The sequence below is a fragment of the Arcobacter sp. F155 genome, from assembly GCF_004116455.1.
In the GTDB taxonomy this organism is placed as follows: domain Bacteria; phylum Campylobacterota; class Campylobacteria; order Campylobacterales; family Arcobacteraceae; genus Halarcobacter.
Map to the genome: position 1 here is coordinate 342,099 of NZ_PDJU01000001.1, position 17,931 is coordinate 360,029.

Here is a 17,931-nt window from a genome sequence, read left to right on the forward strand (position 1 = left end):
TTATTTGCTATTTTTTAGGCTAGCTTATATATAATGGGCTAGAGTAAATGTTTAATATAAGGGTTAATAATTAATGATAATCTCTATTAATTTAGATAAGAAAACTGATGAACATTATTGAAATACCTGAACTACCAACACGCATAAAACAAGCTGCCGAAATAGGTGAATTGGTAATATTTATTGGTGCAGGTATGTCTTATGAGTTAGGTTGCTCAGATTGGAATGGTTTAGCAAACGATTTAATCAAACGATGTGAAAATACTTTAGGAGAAGATGAACCATTACTAAATAATTTTGAATCAACACAACTAAGAAATATGCTGGAACAAAGTGGTAACAGCAAAAAAGTAATTACCATATGCAATGGCATTTTATCTAAGAGTGGAAATGATGAACTATTTTTGGAAGAGATGAAAAAATCATTGAACGATGAAAAAGTTGTACCAACAAATCCAAAACTAAAAACTTACAGAGATCTCTTTAATTTAAATGGTATCTTTGTCACTACTAACGCTGACAGACACATAGACCAAATATTTAGCCCTCAAAATATCATAACAAGTAAGTTTACGGGAAGCACGGCTCTTGTAAATAAGAATCTGTACAAAATACATGGAAGCATAAATGAACCTGCTAGTCTAATATTTACGGTAGAGCAATATTTTACAAGATACAAAGACAAGGAGTTTATAAAGTTTTTAGAATCACTTTTTACTAAAACAGTGCTATTTGTAGGTTACGGGCTTGGAGAATTTGAACTACTGGAGCATATGTATAAAAATATTACCCTTAGTGAAAATCATTATTTTTATCTTGGTGGATACTATACTCACGAAAAAAGACTTTGTGATTTTGAACAGATATATTTTGATCAGATGAAAGTGAAGCTCATACCATATTCAAAAGATAAAAAAGGGTTTAAGCAGTTGCCTATAGTGATTGAAGAATGGGTAAAGCAAATTCAAACCACAACCAATGTCTTACAAAACAATTTTGATGAGATAGATGAAGTGTTAAGGAATCCATTTTGAATAAAATCGAATCAACTATCCAAAAAATGAAGTTAAATCCAGATTATGAAAAATACTTTTTTCAAAATGCTTCTAAGTATCAAAATCTATATGTTTGGCTTGAACCTTTGTATAAAGAAAACTATTTTAAACCGAAAGAGGATATGAAAATTTTCTTGAGTTTTTTAGAAACAGTTTCTTTGCAAAATAAAGAAGAAGAGAGAATTGACACTACAAATATTTTACTTGATATAGTTAATGCATTTTTTGATTTTAGAAAAAAGCATAAAAGTTATGATTATTATACTGATTATTCTATTGTTAAAATATTATTCAATCTTCCAAAAGAAAACATAACATTGGAGCATATTGATATGATTCATATGCTTCTAAAAGATTCAGGAGGCCGTGGTCTATTAAACAGCGAAATTGAAGAAGTTGTTTTACCTGTGCTAATTGATAATGGCATGAATGAATATGTATTAAGTCTTTTAATGGTTATTTTTGATTATGAAATTCAAGATAAAGGAAAATCTTATCAGGAAAGAGAGCCATTACTTGAAAAATATTGGTTAAATAGCCTTTTAGAGAAACACTCTCAATCAATAGTTGAAATGATTGATATATCTGGACTTGAGATATTAATATCTATTGTAAAACAGGTTATTGATGAAGATGAGGCTGCATTTAACAATGTTTGGATAGCTTCTATTGAGGAACATCCTCAAAATAGTTCTCCCGATAGGTATGATAATCAGATTATCTCTTTTTCAAGGGATTTATTAGAGTATCTTGATGCAGATAAAGTAAAAAGCTTTATAGAAAATTTTTTAGATGAAGAGCATCCTATTTTTAAAAGATTAGCATTTCATACTATCAACAATAAGTATGATGAATTAAAAGAGTTATTTTGGAACTGGTTTGATGCTTATAAAAATGCAATAAACACTACCTTCAAACATGAACTTTATAAACTTTTGGAAGATAATAATAGGAAATTTATTGAAGATGAGTTTGACAAGCTTATTGCTTGGATAGAAAGCTTGGATTATTCCAAGTATTATGATGATGTATCTGCTGAACAGTTGGAAATTGTTACGGCTTATAAGAAAAAAGAGTGGTTGTTGAGTATCAAAGTATCAAGTGCAAAAGCACAAGAATTGTATGAAAAATACAATTCTATAAACTCTTATGAGCTTGAACATCCAGGGTTTGATATGTGGACTTATGGGGTTACAGCTGTTGGTCGTGAAAGTCCAATTGAAGAAAAAGATGCTTTTTGCAATAAAACAGTAGATGAAATTATCCAAGATATCAAAGCATTTGATCCATCAAAAATAGAAAAAAAGAGATTTACTAATGATAGCGATCTTATAGAAGGACTGGCTAATGATTTGGCAGATTGTGTAAAAGAAAATCCAAATAAGTATTCGTTAGAATTAGAAAAGTTTATAGAGCTTGACTGGATCTATAAATATCATCTTATATACGGTCTCACAAACGCTTGGAAAGAAAAGAAAAAATTTGAGTGGAGTAAAGTTTTTGATTTTATTTTAGACATTTTGGATGAAGATTTTTTTGCATCAGATAAGCAATATGTATTGTGGTTAAAAGGTCAAATAGCAAGTTTAGTCAAATATGGTACTCAAAATGATGAGAATGCGTTTGATAAACAGTATCTTCCAGAGGCAAAAAAGATTCTTTTTCTACTGCTAAAACATAAGGAAGAGGAGCAAATAGAATATGATAATGATATGAATACTTATGTATTAAATTCTATCAATGGCAAGGCATTACATGCGCTTATTAATTATACACTAAGATACGGTAGATTAAACAGTTCTCATAGTGTTAAGTGGGAAGATGATGTAAAAGAGTTTTTTACAAAACAGCTTGACGAAAATACTGAGTATTCAAAATCTATATTTACAATTTTAGGAGATTATTTACCAAATCTTAGCTTTTTGGATAAAGAGTGGGTAGATAGCAATTTTAACCGAATTTTCCCTACAGAAAACGATAAGTTGTGGGAGATTGCCATATCTGGATACTTTTTATACTCATCGACAGTTTATACAGACATATATGAACAATTTAAACAATATGGGCACATTGAGAAAGCACTAAATTTTAAATTTAAATCTGATCGTACAAAACGAAAAGTTATTCAGCATATTTGTATAATGTACAATTCTTCTAAAGACAATGAAACTATCTTTGATGTTATAGAGTCAAAAGATCAAGAATCTATACTTGAGGTGATTAGATTCATGTGGCAAGTAGATAGAAAAAATATCACTGAAGAATCACGAACAAAAATATTTAGTCTATGGCAAAAAATATATGAAGTGTTTAAGGAAGATGATTCGAGTGTTACTCAAGAGATTTTTTCAATTTTATCAAAATGGTTTGTTTTTATAGATGATATTGATGAAAAAATATTGCCCTGTCTAAAACTTACTGCAAAATATACTGAGAAAAATCACAACTCTTATTTTATTGTAGAAGAGCTTGAAAGACTTGTTAAAAACAATCCTAAATATGTTAGTGAGATTTATATAGAAATGCTTAAAAATGAGATTTTTCCAATGTATAAGCAAAAACAAATTGAAAATACTATTGAATCATTATATATGCTTGGTGAAAATGAAAATGCTACGATAATTTGTAATTTTTATAGAAAAAAAGGGATATATTTTTTGAATGAAATTAGTAAAAGATATGTATAGTATTTTATATATTGACATATAGTTTAATTTATTCAGTGGCATAATAATAACAAGTCAACGGTTTGGCTATTAATATAAAATTATTTAAAAAGGTGTAAATTGAAGCCTGAAGTACTTTATAAATATCGTGAGGACTCCATACGTACTGAAGAAATAATTAAAAATCAGAAAATCTGGTTATCTTCTCCAGCTAAGTTAAATGATCCACTAGAGTGTAGAATTGGAGAAATTCCAGCTAAATGGGAAGAAGAAACTATTCGTACGCTTGAAAAGGCTCAGTTAATGGGTGTGTTAATGCAACATCACTCACTTAGACCACCTAAGTGTTTATTTTCACTTAGTGAGAAAGAAACTAAGCGATGGATTAAACGCTTTACTAAAATGGATCATTCAAAAAAAGTTAAAGCAATGAGAAAACTATACTCTGACCATGGAATAATACTGTCAAGACCAGAGAATATTATTAAAGATATGCGAGACCGTATATCTAATGTTGGTATTTTTAGTTTGAGTGAAGACCATTCAAATGAATTAATGTGGGCTCATTATGGGGCAAATCATGAAGGTATTGCTCTAGGATTTAGTACTTTAAGTGACTGTAAACTTTCAAATCAAAGGCATTGTTTACCCGTTATTTACTCTCCCGTAAAGCCAACATTTAAAGCAGGCTTTAAAAATGAGGTACAAATTATGGCACCAGGTTCTGGACAGGCAAATATACAACGTGTCTCATTTGAAGATGAAGTATTTCGTTCCACTATCAGTACAAAAACACCAGTATGGAACTATGAAAAAGAATGGAGATATGTTGAAGAAAATTATGGGCTATTTGATTTTCCTGGCATATTAACTCAAGTAGTTTTTGGTTCACAAATGAAACAAGAGAGAAAAAATTACTACAAAAAGCTAGTTTCAGAAAATATAAGTAATCATGTTGACTTTTATGAGATTGTAGAGAGTAAAGGTTTAAGTACATACATAATTACCAAAATCTAAATTGAAAATTATCTGATTTTCACCATATTTAAAGAAAAAGGATTCCATGTTGAAAAGTAAAATTTCATTATCAAATCCAATATGGACAATTGCAATCTTTAAATAAAAATTTTTATTATAGATAATGGACATAATCTATAATTTAAAAAGGTAGTTTAATAGGTATTTTATACTTTGTCCATTTTCTTAAATATTTTCGTATAATAGGGAACACGTAATTCCTGCTGAAAACTTTGGAAGACAATTTACTTGCTGGAGAGAGGGAAATGAAGCTTGTGTTAAAAAGAGTGGTAAAGAGTACAAAGGAAGAAGATGTTGTACAAAAGTAAATAAACAATATCGATTGATGCAAGCAGATATGCATAATTTAGTTCCAGCAATTGGGGAATTAAATGCAGATAGATCAAACTTTAGATATGGCTTCATTGATGGAGAAAAAAGATTTTATGGTGAGACAATTGATTTTGAAGTAGATTTTAAAAGAAGAGTTGCAGAACCAGCAGATAATATAAAAGGAAATATTGCTAGAACATATTTTTATTTTGAAAAGCAGTATGGAATGAAAATTTCTAAAAAAGATAAAAAACTATTTATAGCTTGGGATAAACTTGACCCAGTAAATAATTGGGAAAGAAAAAGAAATAATCTTATTTCTAAATATCAAGGTAATAAAAATCCCTTTGTAAAATAAAATATTTAGACACAAAAGTGTCTAAATATTAGAATCCTGCAGAGTAACCTCTACTTGAGTGACTCTTAATTAAACCATAATAAGTTTTATCTCTTATTTGTTTAATCATATTTCTTAATGTAAAGATAGAAGTATTTTTATCTTTCCAAGCATTCTTTTTAATTGTTTCTACATCAACAATTGTTCCTTGGCTTTTTAAGATAGTATGGAAAATGTTCATTTGTGTTTTAGTAAGACCCACATCAACATTTTTTCTATCAAAAACTTTTTTAAGAACTTTATCATAGTAGAAACCTTTTCCAAGATCAATTCTACTATCAACTTGTTGGCTTAAAATCTCTTTTAAAGTCTCTTCAAGAGGTAAGTTAAACTCTCTTGCTTTACTCTTTAGAAATCTTTCCATTTCTTTCGTTAAATCTATTGTAATATTGCTGCTCATAATGACACCTCATATTTTTATTTTAATTATAACACATATAATTATAGGAAAGCTTAAAATTGAGACAATTGTGAGACAATTCTTTCCAAAATTTTAAAAATGTGACAAATATAATAAGAAAGTGTCTTATTTATTTTTATTCCAGAGTTCTAGAAACTCTTTTCTATTATAAATTTTTGCACCTAAATCAGTCTTGTATTGTAGCTGTGGATGCCCTAAATTCCACATTTTATAATTATTACTTTTCAAATAATCATTTAATAGAACCAATTGTAATTTTCCCCAATTGTTATATTTTTTATTTTTTGTAGTAAATCCAGATAATGATGTATAAATTGAGCCAATTTGGTAGCCAATCTCTCCAGAAATGAGTTTTTTGTCATTTTTTTCGTATAATTCTATGCTAAATAAATTAAAGTTATCATATAAGCTAGAATTAATTTTAATGTTATTTAATATGTTTATATACTCTTGTGTTAACCATGAATTGGGGTGGTAAGCATTTATTTTGTCTAAAACTTTTTCAAGATTTTGACTTATATCAAGAATATAGTTATTTTCCTTTATCAATTTTTTTACTTTTCTAGGGACTTTAATATCATCAAAATGTAGTACAGCATAGTCAAATTGTATTTCAGGGAGTAAAACAAACTCTTCTTTATCATACATAGAAGTAGTAATGAATCCTTTTTTAGCAGCTTCAATATAGAACTCACAAGATAAGTCATCACTCCAGTAGTAGTTCTCTTTCATATTAGGATAAATATGCTTATTTAATATTTCTTCATCTTGTAAATCTTCTAAAGTTAAATAGTAAATAATAACTTATCCTTTATATTAATTGTTTTTTTACAAAATCTAAATAATGACCTTCTTCCTCTTCTAGTTCATCATGGGTTCCACTTTGAACTAGTTCTCCATCATTTAAAACATAGATTTTATTTGCATTTTTTACAGTACTTAATCTATGGGCAATTGTTATAACAGTTTTATCTTTTAAAAATTCTTTTAAATCATTAAATAGTTTTGCTTCTGTATGTACATCAAGTGCAGAGGTAGATTCATCAAAAATAACTACGCTAGGGTTTGCAATAATCATTCTAGCAATAGATAGCCTTTGTCTTTGTCCTCCACTAAGTCTAATACCATGTCTTCCAACAATAGTATCTAAACCATTTTGCATACTTAAAACAGTATGTTTTAATTGGGCTACTTCTAAAGCTTTAAAAATCATCTCTTCACTAATGTTTTCATTTCCCATTGTTATATTAAATCTAAGGGTGTTATTAAATAGTATGGGCATTTGTAAAACTAAGAATATAGACTCTCGTAACGATTTTTTGTCAATGTTATCACTACTAATACCATTGTATTTTATATCTCCAGAGTCTTTTTCGTAAAAACCAGCAATAATCTGACTTAAGGTAGTTTTACCACTTCCACTTGCACCAATAAGGGCTATTTTGTCTTTAGGTTTAATTTCAAAAGAGATATCTTGTAAAGTTTTTTTATCTTTATTATATGAAAAGTTTAGATTTTCTATTTTTATATGTATATTTGCATCTTTTTCTAATACTTCTTTTCCTGTGTGTTCTTTTTTTAGAGTAAATATTTTATTTATTCTTTTCATAGCAGCACTTGCAGTAGTATATGAGTACTGCATTGAAAGAATATCTTGAACTGGTGTCATAATAAACCAGATATATCCAAACATTGCAAACATCATACCAATACTAAGGTCACTATATGCAACCATAAGTAGTCCTGAGGCTCTAAGGATTTCAAAAGAGGCTAAAAAAACAGTAAATGAAAATCTTTCATAAGCAACACTTTTATAGTTATATTCATTTGAAGTATTTTTTATATTGTTAGCTTTTGTTATTGAGTTTTCAAAAAAGTAGTTTTCTTTATTGCTTGCTTTTATTTGTCCAAATAGTTCTAGGGTTTCTCCAATATCATTTTGAAACTCTTCAATTGCTTGGTTCTCTTCTTTTTTTAGAACACCAACTTTTTTCGCTATTTTCTTTGAAATAAGCATTATGATTGGTTGAATTAACAAAATCATCAATCCTAATACCGGATGAATAGCTATCATTACAATAGATACAGCAATAAGTGTTAAAACTGAAGCTACAAATTTACTAGCTCCTTTTATAATAAAGTCATCTAAAGTATTTACATCAGTTACTAAGTTTGCTGCAATAGAACCACTTCCTAAGCCTTCATACTCATTCATGCATACTTTTTCAAGATGTTTAATCGCTTTTTTTCTTATTTCAAAGGTTATGTATTTTGAGATTTTAGTAAAGATTTTAGTTGTAATGACATTAAAAATAAAGTGTAAAAACCTTAATAGTATAACGGCTATAGTTACAATAGCAATATAATAAAAGGCATTTCCAGCTCCAATATTAGAGTTGATTGTATTTAAAAAAAAGTCCGGCTTATTTAAAAGTACTTCATCTACTAAAGCAGGTAGCATTAATGGAATAGGAACACTAATAGCAATAGCAATGATTGTTACTACTTGACCAAGAATAAGTGCTTTCTTGTTTTCAAGTAGTAGTTTAAAAAGGTATTTTAGATTTATTTCTTGCATTTAAGAGTTTATTTGCTAAGTTTTTCGCAAATATCTAATTTCATTCCCTCGTGGTATTCACAGTTTAATCCACATTGATAAGTACCTCTTGTACTTAACTCTAGTCTGTCTAACTCTTTTTTAGATTCAACTTGACATTGTTCTAAAGTTTTGTAAACTCCATGCTTTTTACTTCTTTTTTCATTTGCTTTATCTGGGTAAATTAATGATGTCCATGTCTCTTCTTTTTGTTGTCCACCAAAGCATCCTGACAAAATAACTGATGCAAAAATAGAAAGTAGTAGTGTTTTTTTCATATATCTCTCTTTTTTATGTTTTATAATAGTTCGTTTACGATTTTTCTACAATTAATATGTTATCATATCAAAAATTATTTAAGAGAATAGTATATGAGAAAACACTTAAGTATTTTAATTATTGCACTTTTCGCTACATTTGCACATGCAGAGAACTTTTCTGAGATGAGTACTCAAGAACTTATTTCAATCATGGGTTATGTTGATAATAAAAATAAAAAGAAATTTGAAAATGAATTAAGAAGTAGAATTTCAACTATGACTCCCAAAGAAAAAACTATGTATCAAAAGAACTTAAAAAAGATGAAAAGATAATGAAAACTAAACTATTACTTCTTGAAGATGACTTAACACTTAGCGAGACTATAGTTGAGTATTTTGAAGAGCAGGGTTTTAATGTAGTGCCTGCTTATGATGGTGATGAAGCAAATGAACTTATCTATGAGCAAAACTTTGATCTTTTCTTACTTGATGTAAATGTTCCTTCAATGAACGGCTTTGAACTTTTAAAGCAAGTTCGAAGTGAAGGAAATAAAACACCAGCAATATTTATTACATCTTTAAACTCTATGGACTCATTAGAAGAAGGTTTTGAAAGTGGTTGTGATGATTATATTAGAAAGCCTTTTGAATTAAAAGAATTGCTATTGAGGGTTCAAACAATTATAAAAAGAGAGTATTCTCAAAAACAAGAGTTACTTGATATTACTGAAAATGTAAAGTTTAATACTCAAACAAATGAATTACTTAAAGACAATGAAATTATTCCTTTAAATTTTAAAGAGCTTAGATTACTAAAGTTCTTTTTACAAAATAGTGATGAACTACTTATTCATGAACGAATACTTGAGAATGTTTGGGATTATGATGAGGAACCAAGTGATAACTCACTTCGAACATATATTAAAAACTTACGAAAAATAGTAGGAAAAGATAAAATTGTTAGTCTTAAAAAGCTTGGATATAGATTTAACTCAAAGTGAGAAGAAGACACTTTTAGGCTTCTTAACTTTATACTCTTTTTTTACAATAGTTATATTACTATTTATTTCATTTTTGTATTACTCCTTTCAAAAAGACTTGATGCTTCAACAAAAAAGAGCTTCAATGCAAGATTATTCTAGTGAATTAATATTTAGATTAAAAGATTTACATATCAACTTTGATAAATATAAGTTTTATCCAAGGGATGAAAATTTTAATTCTGCTATTTATGATAGTGATAGAAAACTTATTTTCTCAACTTTAGAGTCTCAAAATGTAGATTTTAATAGTGAAGTTTATACAACTGATTCTAAAATACACTTTGTTGAGCAACCTGAATCATACTATTTAGGAGCAAAATATGTGGTCTTAGAAATCAAAGATGATTTACTTTGGTTTGAGAACTTAAAAAAAGAGATTGCACTATTTATTTTAATAGCTTTCGCTTTTATGGTTTTTTTTGGGTATTTTTTATTAAAGCTATTTTTAAAACCAATGAGAGATGCATTACACTTGCTTGATAGATTTATCAAAGATACAACCCATGAATTAAATACTCCTGTTTCTGCTGTAATTACAAATGTAGAGATGATAGATATTGAATCTTTAGATGAAAAGTTAGCTAGAAAAATAAAAAGAATAGATACAGGAGCTAAAACTATTTCTAATATCTATGAAGACTTAACCTATCTTACATTAAATAATAAAATCATTTCTCAAGATGAGAATATAAATCTTTCAAAAATAGTAAGACAAAGGGTTGATTATTTTAAAACCCTTGCTGATGTTAAAAAAATAGAGATAAGAACTTCTATAAAAGAAGATATATTTATTTTTTGTGATAATAAAAAAATATCAAAACTAATAGATAATCTTCTTTCAAATGCAATAAAATATAATAAGGTAAAAGGGCAAATAAAAGTCTCTTTACAAGAGAATAGCTTAATAATTGAAGATAGTGGAAAAGGAATGAGCCAAACTCAAGTTGAGCAACTATTTGAGAGGTATACACGATTTGATAAGAGTGTAGGGGGCTTTGGAATAGGCTTAAATATTGTCTCAATGATAGCAAAAGAGTATAATCTTAAAATAAATGTTCAATCTCAAGAGAAAATTGGAACAAAAATGGAAGTAACATGGCAAAAATAGTTTTTACTCTTTTTTCTTTAGCCTTATTTTTAAATGCAAATGATATTTACGAAAACAATTGTGTATCTTGTCATAAAAGTTTGCCTGTATCAATTGATAAATACTTTTATAGATATCTTTTAAAATATAGTAGTGAACGTAGTGTAAAAGAGGCTATGACTACTTATTTAAATAATCCGACTAAAGAGACTACTATTATGCCAGAAGCTTTTATAAAGAGGTTTGGAGTAAAAAAAGCTACAAAATTAAATGAAGAACAACTTGATAAAGCTTTAGATATTTATTGGGATAAATATAAAGTATTTGGGAAACTAAAATAGTAAAATAAAATCTTCACAATCACTTCACGATTAACTTTTATACTTCTTCTATAAAAATTAAGGAGTATGATATGAAAACTACAAAAATCTTAATGAGCTTAGCAGTAATCGCAGGAACATCTTTATTTGCAAGTGATGGAGCTAAAATTTATAATTCATGTGCAGGGTGTCATGGTGCAAATGCTGAAAAAGCAGCTTTAGGAAAATCTGCTGTTATTAAAGGTTGGGATGTAGAAAAAACTGTCGCAGCTTTAAAAGGATACAAAGATGGTTCTTATGGAGGACCAATGAAAGGTGTAATGAAAGGTCAAGTGACAAGACTTTCAGACGCAGATATTAAAGCAGTTGCTGAACATATCAGTAGCTTAAAATAGAGACCTAAAGTTTATTTTAGGTCTTAAAAAGGTTTTATTATGAAAAAGTTAGTATTAGCAACAACACTTTTAGTAAGTTCACTTTTTGCAGGAGGTGATAGATTTCATGATTTTGCAAAAGTAAGATATTCTGAACCAGTTTATGAGTATGTATATGAACAAGAGCCTCAAAGACAATGTGATAAGGTAAGAAAAAGAGTTAGACATTATGACCAAGGTTCACATGTAAGAAATGATAGTCTGGGAATTGATACATTAGTTGGTGTAGCAGCTGGGGCAGTTCTAGGAAGTCAAGTTGGAAAAGGTAATGGTAGAGTAGCAGCTCAAATAGTTGGTGGTCTTCTAGGTGGTAAAGTTGCCCATGAGATTAGAAATAACTATAACTCTTCATCTAATGCAGATTATAGATATGTAACAAGAACAGAATGCTATGATACTTATAAAAATGTTGAAAGAAAAGTTATAACTGGATACAAAAACTACTTTGTTTACAATGGTGTAGAACACTATAAAGTTACAAAAAGACCTAAAAAAAGAATTAGAATCACTCACTCAATAAGTTTTTAAAGCTAAGGAGTTATCCCTAGCTTTATGTAAGTAATCTAGTAACAATATTTTGATTTATATTGCTTGATTGAGCTGCCCCATAAGCTCCTATTTGAGCTAAAATATTTTGTTTGTTAAAATCACTTATCTCTTTAGAATAATCTAAATCAGCAATTGTTGAACCCGCTTCTCTTGTAGATGTAACTTGTGTAAATAAGTTTCTTCCTGAACTTTGAAGCTGATTTTGAACAGAACCTAAATCTCCTCTATAATCATTTAATTTAGTTAATGCTTCATCTACATCCCCTAAGTAAGCTCTTGCAGTACTTGCATCAAAAGAAGAAGGGTCTTGATTAACTAAACTTTCTAAGCCAACTCCTACTGTATTTGATTGAATAGAGTCTGTTTCAATTATATCTTCAGAAGATGTTCCTACTTGAAACTGTTGACTTTGACTTGCTGCTTTGTCTTCACTAGCATTTTGTAACAAAGTTTGCTCGTTATAATTAGTGCTAGAAGCAATATCATCAAAGTTTTGTAACAAGTCTTTGATTTCTGTTAATATTTGATCTCTTCCTTGTTGAGAAGTAGTATCAGTAGATGCTTGTAATAGTTTCTCTTTTACTGTATCTAAAATATTAGATTGCTCACTAATAGATTTATCAGCAATTTGAAGTGAAGCTAAACCACTATTTACATTATCAATAGATTGAGTTAGTCCACTTGCTTCTGTTCTTAGTTTATCAGATATTGATAGAGAGGAAGCATCATCTGCAGCACTATTAATCTCTTTTCCTGAAGAGATTTTATTTAGTGACTGATTTAAATTTAAATAAGGCGATTGGTCAAGTTGTACATTATTGATTTGCATAACTACCTCCTTACGGTATATAACAAATTGTATTACTCCTTTGTTTAAAGTAAAATTAAGTCTGAGAATTAGTTCTTTAAAAATAATTTTATAATAAGCTGATATATAAATTAAAAAATAATTTTAATAAAACTATATATAGTTAAAATATATTATGAAATGATACTATTATGGTACTAACTGAAGGACTTGGCATGAAAGTATTAAAAAAGAAAGATAAAATGTTGTTTAATAATAATGATATTTCATTTGGCAATGTTAGTATTGAAAATGATACATTGACTTTAGAAATAATAAAAACTCTACCTGCTTTTAGAAACCTAAAGTATGGAACTGAAACCCTAAAAGGTATTTTAAAATATATTTCAAAACAGAGTAAATATAAAAAGATTTATTTAAATCCTTTGCCTTTAGATTCAAATGGCTTAAATCTAGAAAAACTTATATCTTTTTATAAAAAGTTTGGTTTTAAAAAAAGTAGTAAAGCTGATATCTCTTATCCATTCTTAATGGAAAAAACTTTAGTTTTCTAGAGTGTTGACTTCTTGGGGAAGCTTTATGATGAAACATGCTCCTTTATTTTTATTTTCGACTTTGATTGTACCGTTGAAACTTTCTTGAATAATTCTCTTTGATATTGTCAATCCAATACCTGTTCCTTCTTTACTTCTTGTTGTAAATCTATCTTCAAATATTTTATTTATATATTCTTCTTTGATTCCACCAGCTGTATCTTCAATTTCTATAACTATTAAACCTTCTTTTTTATAAGTACTTATTTTAATACTGCTATCTTCTGTTTTATTTTTTTCATTAAATTCATCAAGGGCATTATTGAAAATATTTAAAAGCACTTGGCATAATTCACTTTTGTATCCATAAATTCTAATATCTTCTTCAACATTGTTTATTACTTCAACTTTTTGTTTTCTAAAGCGTAAGAATAGGATTTTTAAAATCTTATTAGTACAGTCTTTTATAGTAAATTCACTTTTAATCTTATCGGGAGATAAAAAAGATCTAAAATCATTTGCCGTATCACTCATAAAGTCTACATTTTCTATAATAGTTTTAATATAGTATTCTCTTTGTTCTTCTGATAGATTTTTCATCTCTAGATTCATTTCAAGGGCTTGTGAAGTAACTTTAATAATACTTAGTGGCTGTTTCCACTGATGAATTATATTATCAATCATATTTCCCATTTCTGCAAGTTTAGCTTTTTGTGCTAATATTCTTTCAGCTTCTAATCTTTTTTCTAATTCTTCATCTACTTTTTTCTGTAGTTGTTCATTAAGAGTTTTCATTGCAGTGATATCAATGGCTATACCTAAAATATATGTTTTATTAAAAAGTCCAAAGAAAGAGATTTTTATAATTCTTGTATCATAGTAAAGTTTTTTATTGTTTTTAAGTGTTATTGTATCTACAAATTTTATTTTTTGTTTTTTTAAAACATCATTATCTTTCTCTTTTGATGTATAAGGAAGACTTCTATGGGTAAACTCATAAGATTTTTTACCAATAAGTTGTTTTTTTGAAGTACATCCATATAGTTTAATTAATGACTCATTTACTAATAAAAATACTCCATTTTTATCTTTTAAACAGATAGGGAAGGGGATATTATTAATTAATCTATCAAGTATTTCCATTCTTATTGATTGGAAATATGCTCCTATGAAAACAAAAGGAATTGAAAATAAAAAGATTACAACAAAGAAAAGAATTATATTTCTAGTTGCTTCTTCTATATAGGCATCATATAATTGCTCTTTTATAGAATAGATTATATAAAACTTATTATCCGTTATATCAATAGAGTTTATATAATAAAGCAGTTTTTTATCTGAAACCTTAGTATTTTCATTTTCTATTAGTTTATATATATTTGGTATTTCCTCTTTTACTTTATAATTAGTTCCTCTTTGTGTACTCCAACTTTTGTTTTCATCTGGGTGTAATAGAAAATTGTTTTTATTGTCCATGAAGTAAACATCAAAGGATTCTTTGTCTTTAATACTATCAATTAAATCATTTGCTAAAAAATTTATAATAATAATTCCCTCAAAGGAGTTATTTCTGTATATTGGTGTAGAAATTCTAATTGTAGGTTTAAAAGGAACCTCTATTTTCCCATGTTCTATATTTAAATCAAAATTAGAGATATAGAACTCTCCTTCCTTTAGATTCATAGTTTTTTTAAAGTAGTATCTTTTAGCTTTGTTCTGTAATTTCTCAGCAATTTTTATAATCCCATTCTCTTTATCAATTCTAATTATTTCATTTCCATCTTTATTGATAAATCTTAATTGAAAGATATTTCCATTTGCTTTAACGAAATCACTTAGGTCTTCACTTAAATATTTTATGATGTTTTTTTCACCATTTAGAAATCTTTTTAAGTCTTTATTGTCCTTTATAGTGTTTAAAACTAACTTGTAATGGGTTATTTCAGAGTTTATTTTTTTATTAGTTTCTTTAAATTCAGTTTTTGCAATATCTATTTTTGAGTAATAAAGCAATTCATTTTGCTTGTTTTGAATATATAAAAATACGATGATTGCTAAAACTGTGTTAATAATACCTATAGTAAGTAAAAAAAGAAAAGTGTTTTTTCTAATAGAAGTAATATAAGACATAATAAACTCCTTGTTAAATATAATAACAAGAAATATCATTAAAATAAGTAAAAAATATAATAAATTTATAAATTTAATCTAAAGTTAATTTGTAATGTAGTGAATATGCTCATCTAGTTTTTCAAAAAAGTTTGTTCTTCCTCTTCTTATTAGTTCATCTAATTCAAAGACACAAGAGGCTGCATCAAGACTTTTTAGCATAATAAGTTTATTATCAATAAATCTATAAATATATAATCTAGTATCAACACTTGAATTATTGTGTACTATAATTGAATAGTTTTCTATTAGATTATTAGTTTTTATAACTTCTTTAAACTTCTCAAAACTATACTCTTTATCTATATATCTTGCTTGAATATAGTAAACGTTGGTTTCTTTAATATTGTTATCAATATAACTATTTTCAAACTCAATAAACTCTGTCTTTAAAAGATTTTTATCATAATATTTGTAAGTTCCATCTACAAGTTCAATTTTTACTTCCTTTTCTTCTTCTTGTTGTGTATTTTGAACTGCTGTAGTTTCATTTGTATTTTCTATATTTATTTGAGTTTTTTCTTTATCAAACTCTATTATGTTTTCATAACCTTTGTTTTTTAAAAACTCTTTTAGCAATTCTTCAAATGTCTTATAATCAATTGATGAATCTTTTTTATTTCTAGCTTGTTTTAAAGAACCACTTTCTAATAATATATTGTAAATTTTAGTTGAAGTTGGTTTCTCTTCTTGTGTTAAATAATGAGCAATAGATTTTATATTTCTAAAAAGTAGGGTATTCAATAAACCTTTTTCATACTCTTCTTTTAAATATTTTTTACAATAGTTTTCATAGGCACTTCTTGAAATCTCTTCAATCTCTTTTGAATAAAGTTCTATTTGTTTTTTAGTTGATAATCCAGAAAATAATAGTTTTTTTACATAATTAAGGTTTTGAAGGAATCTATCTTTCTTTGAAAACAGGGTGTGTTCAGTATCTAAACATGAAACTAAGTCATTAAAAATCTTTTCTTTATCATTCATTTTTACTTCTTTTTTAATTTAAACTTATATAAAACTATATAGTAACTATTATTAAACTTATATAAAACTATAATATATCTATATAATTTAATATTTTTTATGAAAATAGAAGTTATTTTAAAAGTGTGAAGTGATAAATTAAAAAAGAGTAAAAATAGAAATAGAATAAATAAAATAATTTTTTAGAAAGAGTGAAATTTAGGCATAAAAAAAGGATCCATCCTAAGATGAACCCTTCATAAGTTGAATAGAAAGTAAAATTACTTAGCTACAGCTTCTTTTAAAGCTTTACCAACTTTGAATTTTGCTACAGTTGTTGCAGGAACTTTAACAGTTTTGTCTGTTCCAGGAACTTTTGCAGTTCTTTCAGCTCTATCAGCTGTTGTAAATGTTCCAAATCCAATAAAACTAACAGATTCTCTTTTTACTAAAGTTTCTGTAACAGTTTCTAATACTGCATCAACAGCACCCTTCGCATCTTTCTTAGAAAGACCAGCTTTTGCAGCAACTGCATCAATAAATTCAGCTTTGTTCATAGACGAACTCCTTGTGTAAGATAAAAATTTAATAAACTTTATAGTAACTAACCTTTAAAATAGCTAAAAAAGCTGATATATTGGGGTTAAAATGCTATAAAATTTAACTATTTATTATTTATATGTTGATTTTATACTTAAAAGTCGACAAGAATTCTCTAGAATTGCGATTCTTTTTACAAGATTATTGATATCCCTGTCATAAACGTATGTACCAACACCTTTAATAACAATTATATGTTCTTGTGACTCTTTTAAGTATTTTGTTATCTCTAGAGCATTTCTATCATACCATGAATCAAAATCTCCAGGGTCATATACTTTTATCTTAGAAAATTCTGTTTTCCCAAAATAATCATCAAAAATAATCTCATCATGTTCAAAGGTATAAGCAGTCGTATAGATTGGCATTCCAAATGCAATATATTTTGCTTCATGTATATTATTATATATAGTTGCATGAATTTCTGATTCAATACTAGCAACATTCCATCTATAATCTCTTTTATTCATATTAAGCTTACATAATGATTTTTCTGTCATTTCATCAAAGATTGCATCAGAAGTATTAATAATAAATGTATTATGGTCTACTTTTGAAGATATTGCACCATGATAGATACCAAAGAAATTTTTTCTAAACATTGTTAAAGATAAGTCACTTAAAAGTTTAACTGTATTTGGGTCTATCATTTTAAAAAACCTTAAATAATTTTTTCGCTA

20 protein-coding genes are annotated in these 17,931 nt (G+C 27.3%); 11 read left to right on the forward strand and 9 right to left on the reverse strand.

Features of this window, described 5'->3' with window-relative positions; translation table 11 throughout:
* Positions 1-107: 107 nt before the first annotated feature.
* From CRV03_RS01690 to CRV03_RS01705, 4 genes are all read left to right on the forward strand, one after another.
* Positions 108-1,034 carry an SIR2 family protein gene (locus CRV03_RS01690; protein ID WP_129083405.1) on the forward strand — a complete coding sequence of 309 codons (927 nt, stop codon included), beginning with the start codon at positions 108-110 and terminating at the stop codon, positions 1,032-1,034.
* Positions 1,031-3,742, forward strand: a complete 2,712-nt coding sequence (locus CRV03_RS01695; protein ID WP_129083406.1) for a hypothetical protein — start codon at positions 1,031-1,033, stop codon at positions 3,740-3,742. The genes CRV03_RS01690 and CRV03_RS01695 overlap by 4 nt, the downstream gene beginning before the upstream one ends.
* Before the next feature lie 99 nt (positions 3,743-3,841).
* Complete coding sequence (locus tag CRV03_RS01700) at positions 3,842-4,738, forward strand: DUF2971 domain-containing protein (protein WP_129083407.1); 897 nt, start codon at positions 3,842-3,844, stop codon at positions 4,736-4,738.
* 190 nt (positions 4,739-4,928) lie between these two features.
* Positions 4,929-5,429: an endonuclease I family protein gene (locus CRV03_RS01705; protein WP_129083408.1), complete on the forward strand. Its 501-nt coding sequence runs from the start codon at positions 4,929-4,931 to the stop codon at positions 5,427-5,429.
* Between the two features lie 28 nt (positions 5,430-5,457).
* On the opposite strand, the gene CRV03_RS01710 is transcribed toward CRV03_RS01705, so the two are convergent.
* From CRV03_RS01710 to CRV03_RS01725, 4 genes are all read right to left on the reverse strand, one after another.
* Complete coding sequence (locus tag CRV03_RS01710) at positions 5,458-5,868, reverse strand: hypothetical protein (protein WP_129083409.1); 411 nt, start codon at positions 5,866-5,868, stop codon at positions 5,458-5,460.
* 126 nt (positions 5,869-5,994) lie between these two features.
* A complete protein-coding gene (locus CRV03_RS01715; protein WP_129083410.1) occupies positions 5,995-6,621 on the reverse strand; it encodes a hypothetical protein in 627 nt (208 codons plus the stop codon).
* A gap of 79 nt (positions 6,622-6,700) precedes the next feature.
* Positions 6,701-8,467, reverse strand: a complete 1,767-nt coding sequence (locus CRV03_RS01720) for an ABC transporter ATP-binding protein (protein WP_129083411.1) — start codon at positions 8,465-8,467, stop codon at positions 6,701-6,703.
* A gap of 8 nt (positions 8,468-8,475) precedes the next feature.
* Entirely contained in the window at positions 8,476-8,763 is a 288-nt protein-coding gene (locus tag CRV03_RS01725; RefSeq protein ID WP_129083412.1) for a hypothetical protein, read from the reverse strand.
* Between the two features lie 93 nt (positions 8,764-8,856).
* Between CRV03_RS01725 and CRV03_RS01730 the strand changes: the two genes are divergently transcribed.
* From CRV03_RS01730 to CRV03_RS01755, 6 genes are all read left to right on the forward strand, one after another.
* Positions 8,857-9,078: a DUF1104 domain-containing protein gene (locus CRV03_RS01730; protein ID WP_129083413.1), complete on the forward strand. Its 222-nt coding sequence runs from the start codon at positions 8,857-8,859 to the stop codon at positions 9,076-9,078.
* Complete coding sequence (locus CRV03_RS01735) at positions 9,078-9,746, forward strand: response regulator transcription factor (RefSeq protein WP_129083414.1); 669 nt, start codon at positions 9,078-9,080, stop codon at positions 9,744-9,746. The genes CRV03_RS01730 and CRV03_RS01735 overlap by 1 nt, the downstream gene beginning before the upstream one ends.
* Positions 9,747-9,870: 124 nt before the next feature.
* On the forward strand, positions 9,871-10,896 hold the full coding sequence (locus CRV03_RS01740; RefSeq protein WP_309109179.1) for a HAMP domain-containing sensor histidine kinase: 1,026 nt from the start codon (positions 9,871-9,873) through the stop codon (positions 10,894-10,896).
* Entirely contained in the window at positions 10,884-11,216 is a 333-nt protein-coding gene (locus CRV03_RS01745) for a hypothetical protein (RefSeq protein WP_129083416.1), read from the forward strand. The genes CRV03_RS01740 and CRV03_RS01745 overlap by 13 nt, the downstream gene beginning before the upstream one ends.
* Before the next feature lie 71 nt (positions 11,217-11,287).
* Positions 11,288-11,590, forward strand: coding sequence for a c-type cytochrome (locus CRV03_RS01750; protein WP_129083417.1), 303 nt, complete (start codon positions 11,288-11,290; stop codon positions 11,588-11,590).
* A gap of 39 nt (positions 11,591-11,629) precedes the next feature.
* Positions 11,630-12,157 carry a glycine zipper 2TM domain-containing protein gene (locus CRV03_RS01755; protein ID WP_129083418.1) on the forward strand — a complete coding sequence of 176 codons (528 nt, stop codon included), beginning with the start codon at positions 11,630-11,632 and terminating at the stop codon, positions 12,155-12,157.
* Positions 12,158-12,179: 22 nt separating this feature from the next.
* Here the strand turns inward: CRV03_RS01755 and CRV03_RS01760 are convergent, their stop codons facing one another.
* Positions 12,180-13,007 (reverse strand): flagellin, encoded by an 828-nt coding sequence (locus CRV03_RS01760; RefSeq protein ID WP_129083419.1) that lies wholly within the window; start codon positions 13,005-13,007, stop codon positions 12,180-12,182.
* A gap of 194 nt (positions 13,008-13,201) precedes the next feature.
* Here CRV03_RS01760 and CRV03_RS01765 point away from each other — a divergent pair, with 194 nt between their 5' ends.
* The gene (locus CRV03_RS01765; RefSeq protein ID WP_129083420.1) at positions 13,202-13,540 is read left to right on the forward strand and encodes a hypothetical protein; all 339 of its coding nucleotides are present in this window, start codon (positions 13,202-13,204) and stop codon (positions 13,538-13,540) included.
* Here the strand turns inward: CRV03_RS01765 and CRV03_RS01770 are convergent.
* The 4 genes from CRV03_RS01770 to CRV03_RS01785 form a co-directional block, all read right to left on the reverse strand.
* Positions 13,529-15,649: an ATP-binding protein gene (locus CRV03_RS01770; RefSeq protein ID WP_164968597.1), complete on the reverse strand. Its 2,121-nt coding sequence runs from the start codon at positions 15,647-15,649 to the stop codon at positions 13,529-13,531. The genes CRV03_RS01765 and CRV03_RS01770 overlap by 12 nt on opposite strands.
* Positions 15,650-15,733: 84 nt before the next feature.
* Positions 15,734-16,672 carry a hypothetical protein gene (locus tag CRV03_RS01775; protein WP_129083422.1) on the reverse strand — a complete coding sequence of 313 codons (939 nt, stop codon included), beginning with the start codon at positions 16,670-16,672 and terminating at the stop codon, positions 15,734-15,736.
* 260 nt (positions 16,673-16,932) lie between these two features.
* Positions 16,933-17,208 (reverse strand): HU family DNA-binding protein, encoded by a 276-nt coding sequence (locus tag CRV03_RS01780; protein ID WP_129008301.1) that lies wholly within the window; start codon positions 17,206-17,208, stop codon positions 16,933-16,935.
* A 114-nt stretch (positions 17,209-17,322) separates the two neighbouring features.
* A complete protein-coding gene (locus CRV03_RS01785) occupies positions 17,323-17,901 on the reverse strand; it encodes a class II aldolase and adducin N-terminal domain-containing protein (RefSeq protein WP_129083423.1) in 579 nt (192 codons plus the stop codon).
* Positions 17,902-17,931: the final 30 nt, after the last annotated feature.

Coding starts and splice junctions, on each gene's coding strand:
- CRV03_RS01730 (WP_129083413.1), top strand. CDS start 8,857: ATGAGAAAACACTTAAGTATTTTAATTATTGCACTTTTCGCTACATTT.
- CRV03_RS01750 (WP_129083417.1), top strand. CDS start 11,288: ATGAAAACTACAAAAATCTTAATGAGCTTAGCAGTAATCGCAGGAACA.
- CRV03_RS01745 (WP_129083416.1), top strand. CDS start 10,884: ATGGCAAAAATAGTTTTTACTCTTTTTTCTTTAGCCTTATTTTTAAAT.
- CRV03_RS01735 (WP_129083414.1), top strand. CDS start 9,078: ATGAAAACTAAACTATTACTTCTTGAAGATGACTTAACACTTAGCGAG.
- CRV03_RS01725 (WP_129083412.1), bottom strand. CDS start 8,763: ATGAAAAAAACACTACTACTTTCTATTTTTGCATCAGTTATTTTGTCA.
- CRV03_RS01720 (WP_129083411.1), bottom strand. CDS start 8,467: ATGCAAGAAATAAATCTAAAATACCTTTTTAAACTACTACTTGAAAAC.
- CRV03_RS01755 (WP_129083418.1), top strand. CDS start 11,630: ATGAAAAAGTTAGTATTAGCAACAACACTTTTAGTAAGTTCACTTTTT.
- CRV03_RS01710 (WP_129083409.1), bottom strand. CDS start 5,868: ATGAGCAGCAATATTACAATAGATTTAACGAAAGAAATGGAAAGATTT.
- CRV03_RS01785 (WP_129083423.1), bottom strand. CDS start 17,901: ATGATAGACCCAAATACAGTTAAACTTTTAAGTGACTTATCTTTAACA.
- CRV03_RS01690 (WP_129083405.1), top strand. CDS start 108: ATGAACATTATTGAAATACCTGAACTACCAACACGCATAAAACAAGCT.
- CRV03_RS01765 (WP_129083420.1), top strand. CDS start 13,202: ATGAAAGTATTAAAAAAGAAAGATAAAATGTTGTTTAATAATAATGAT.
- CRV03_RS01770 (WP_164968597.1), bottom strand. CDS start 15,649: ATGTCTTATATTACTTCTATTAGAAAAAACACTTTTCTTTTTTTACTT.
- CRV03_RS01715 (WP_129083410.1), bottom strand. CDS start 6,621: ATGAAAGAGAACTACTACTGGAGTGATGACTTATCTTGTGAGTTCTAT.
- CRV03_RS01760 (WP_129083419.1), bottom strand. CDS start 13,007: ATGCAAATCAATAATGTACAACTTGACCAATCGCCTTATTTAAATTTA.
- CRV03_RS01780 (WP_129008301.1), bottom strand. CDS start 17,208: ATGAACAAAGCTGAATTTATTGATGCAGTTGCTGCAAAAGCTGGTCTT.
- CRV03_RS01775 (WP_129083422.1), bottom strand. CDS start 16,672: ATGAATGATAAAGAAAAGATTTTTAATGACTTAGTTTCATGTTTAGAT.
- CRV03_RS01740 (WP_309109179.1), top strand. CDS start 9,871: ATGCAAGATTATTCTAGTGAATTAATATTTAGATTAAAAGATTTACAT.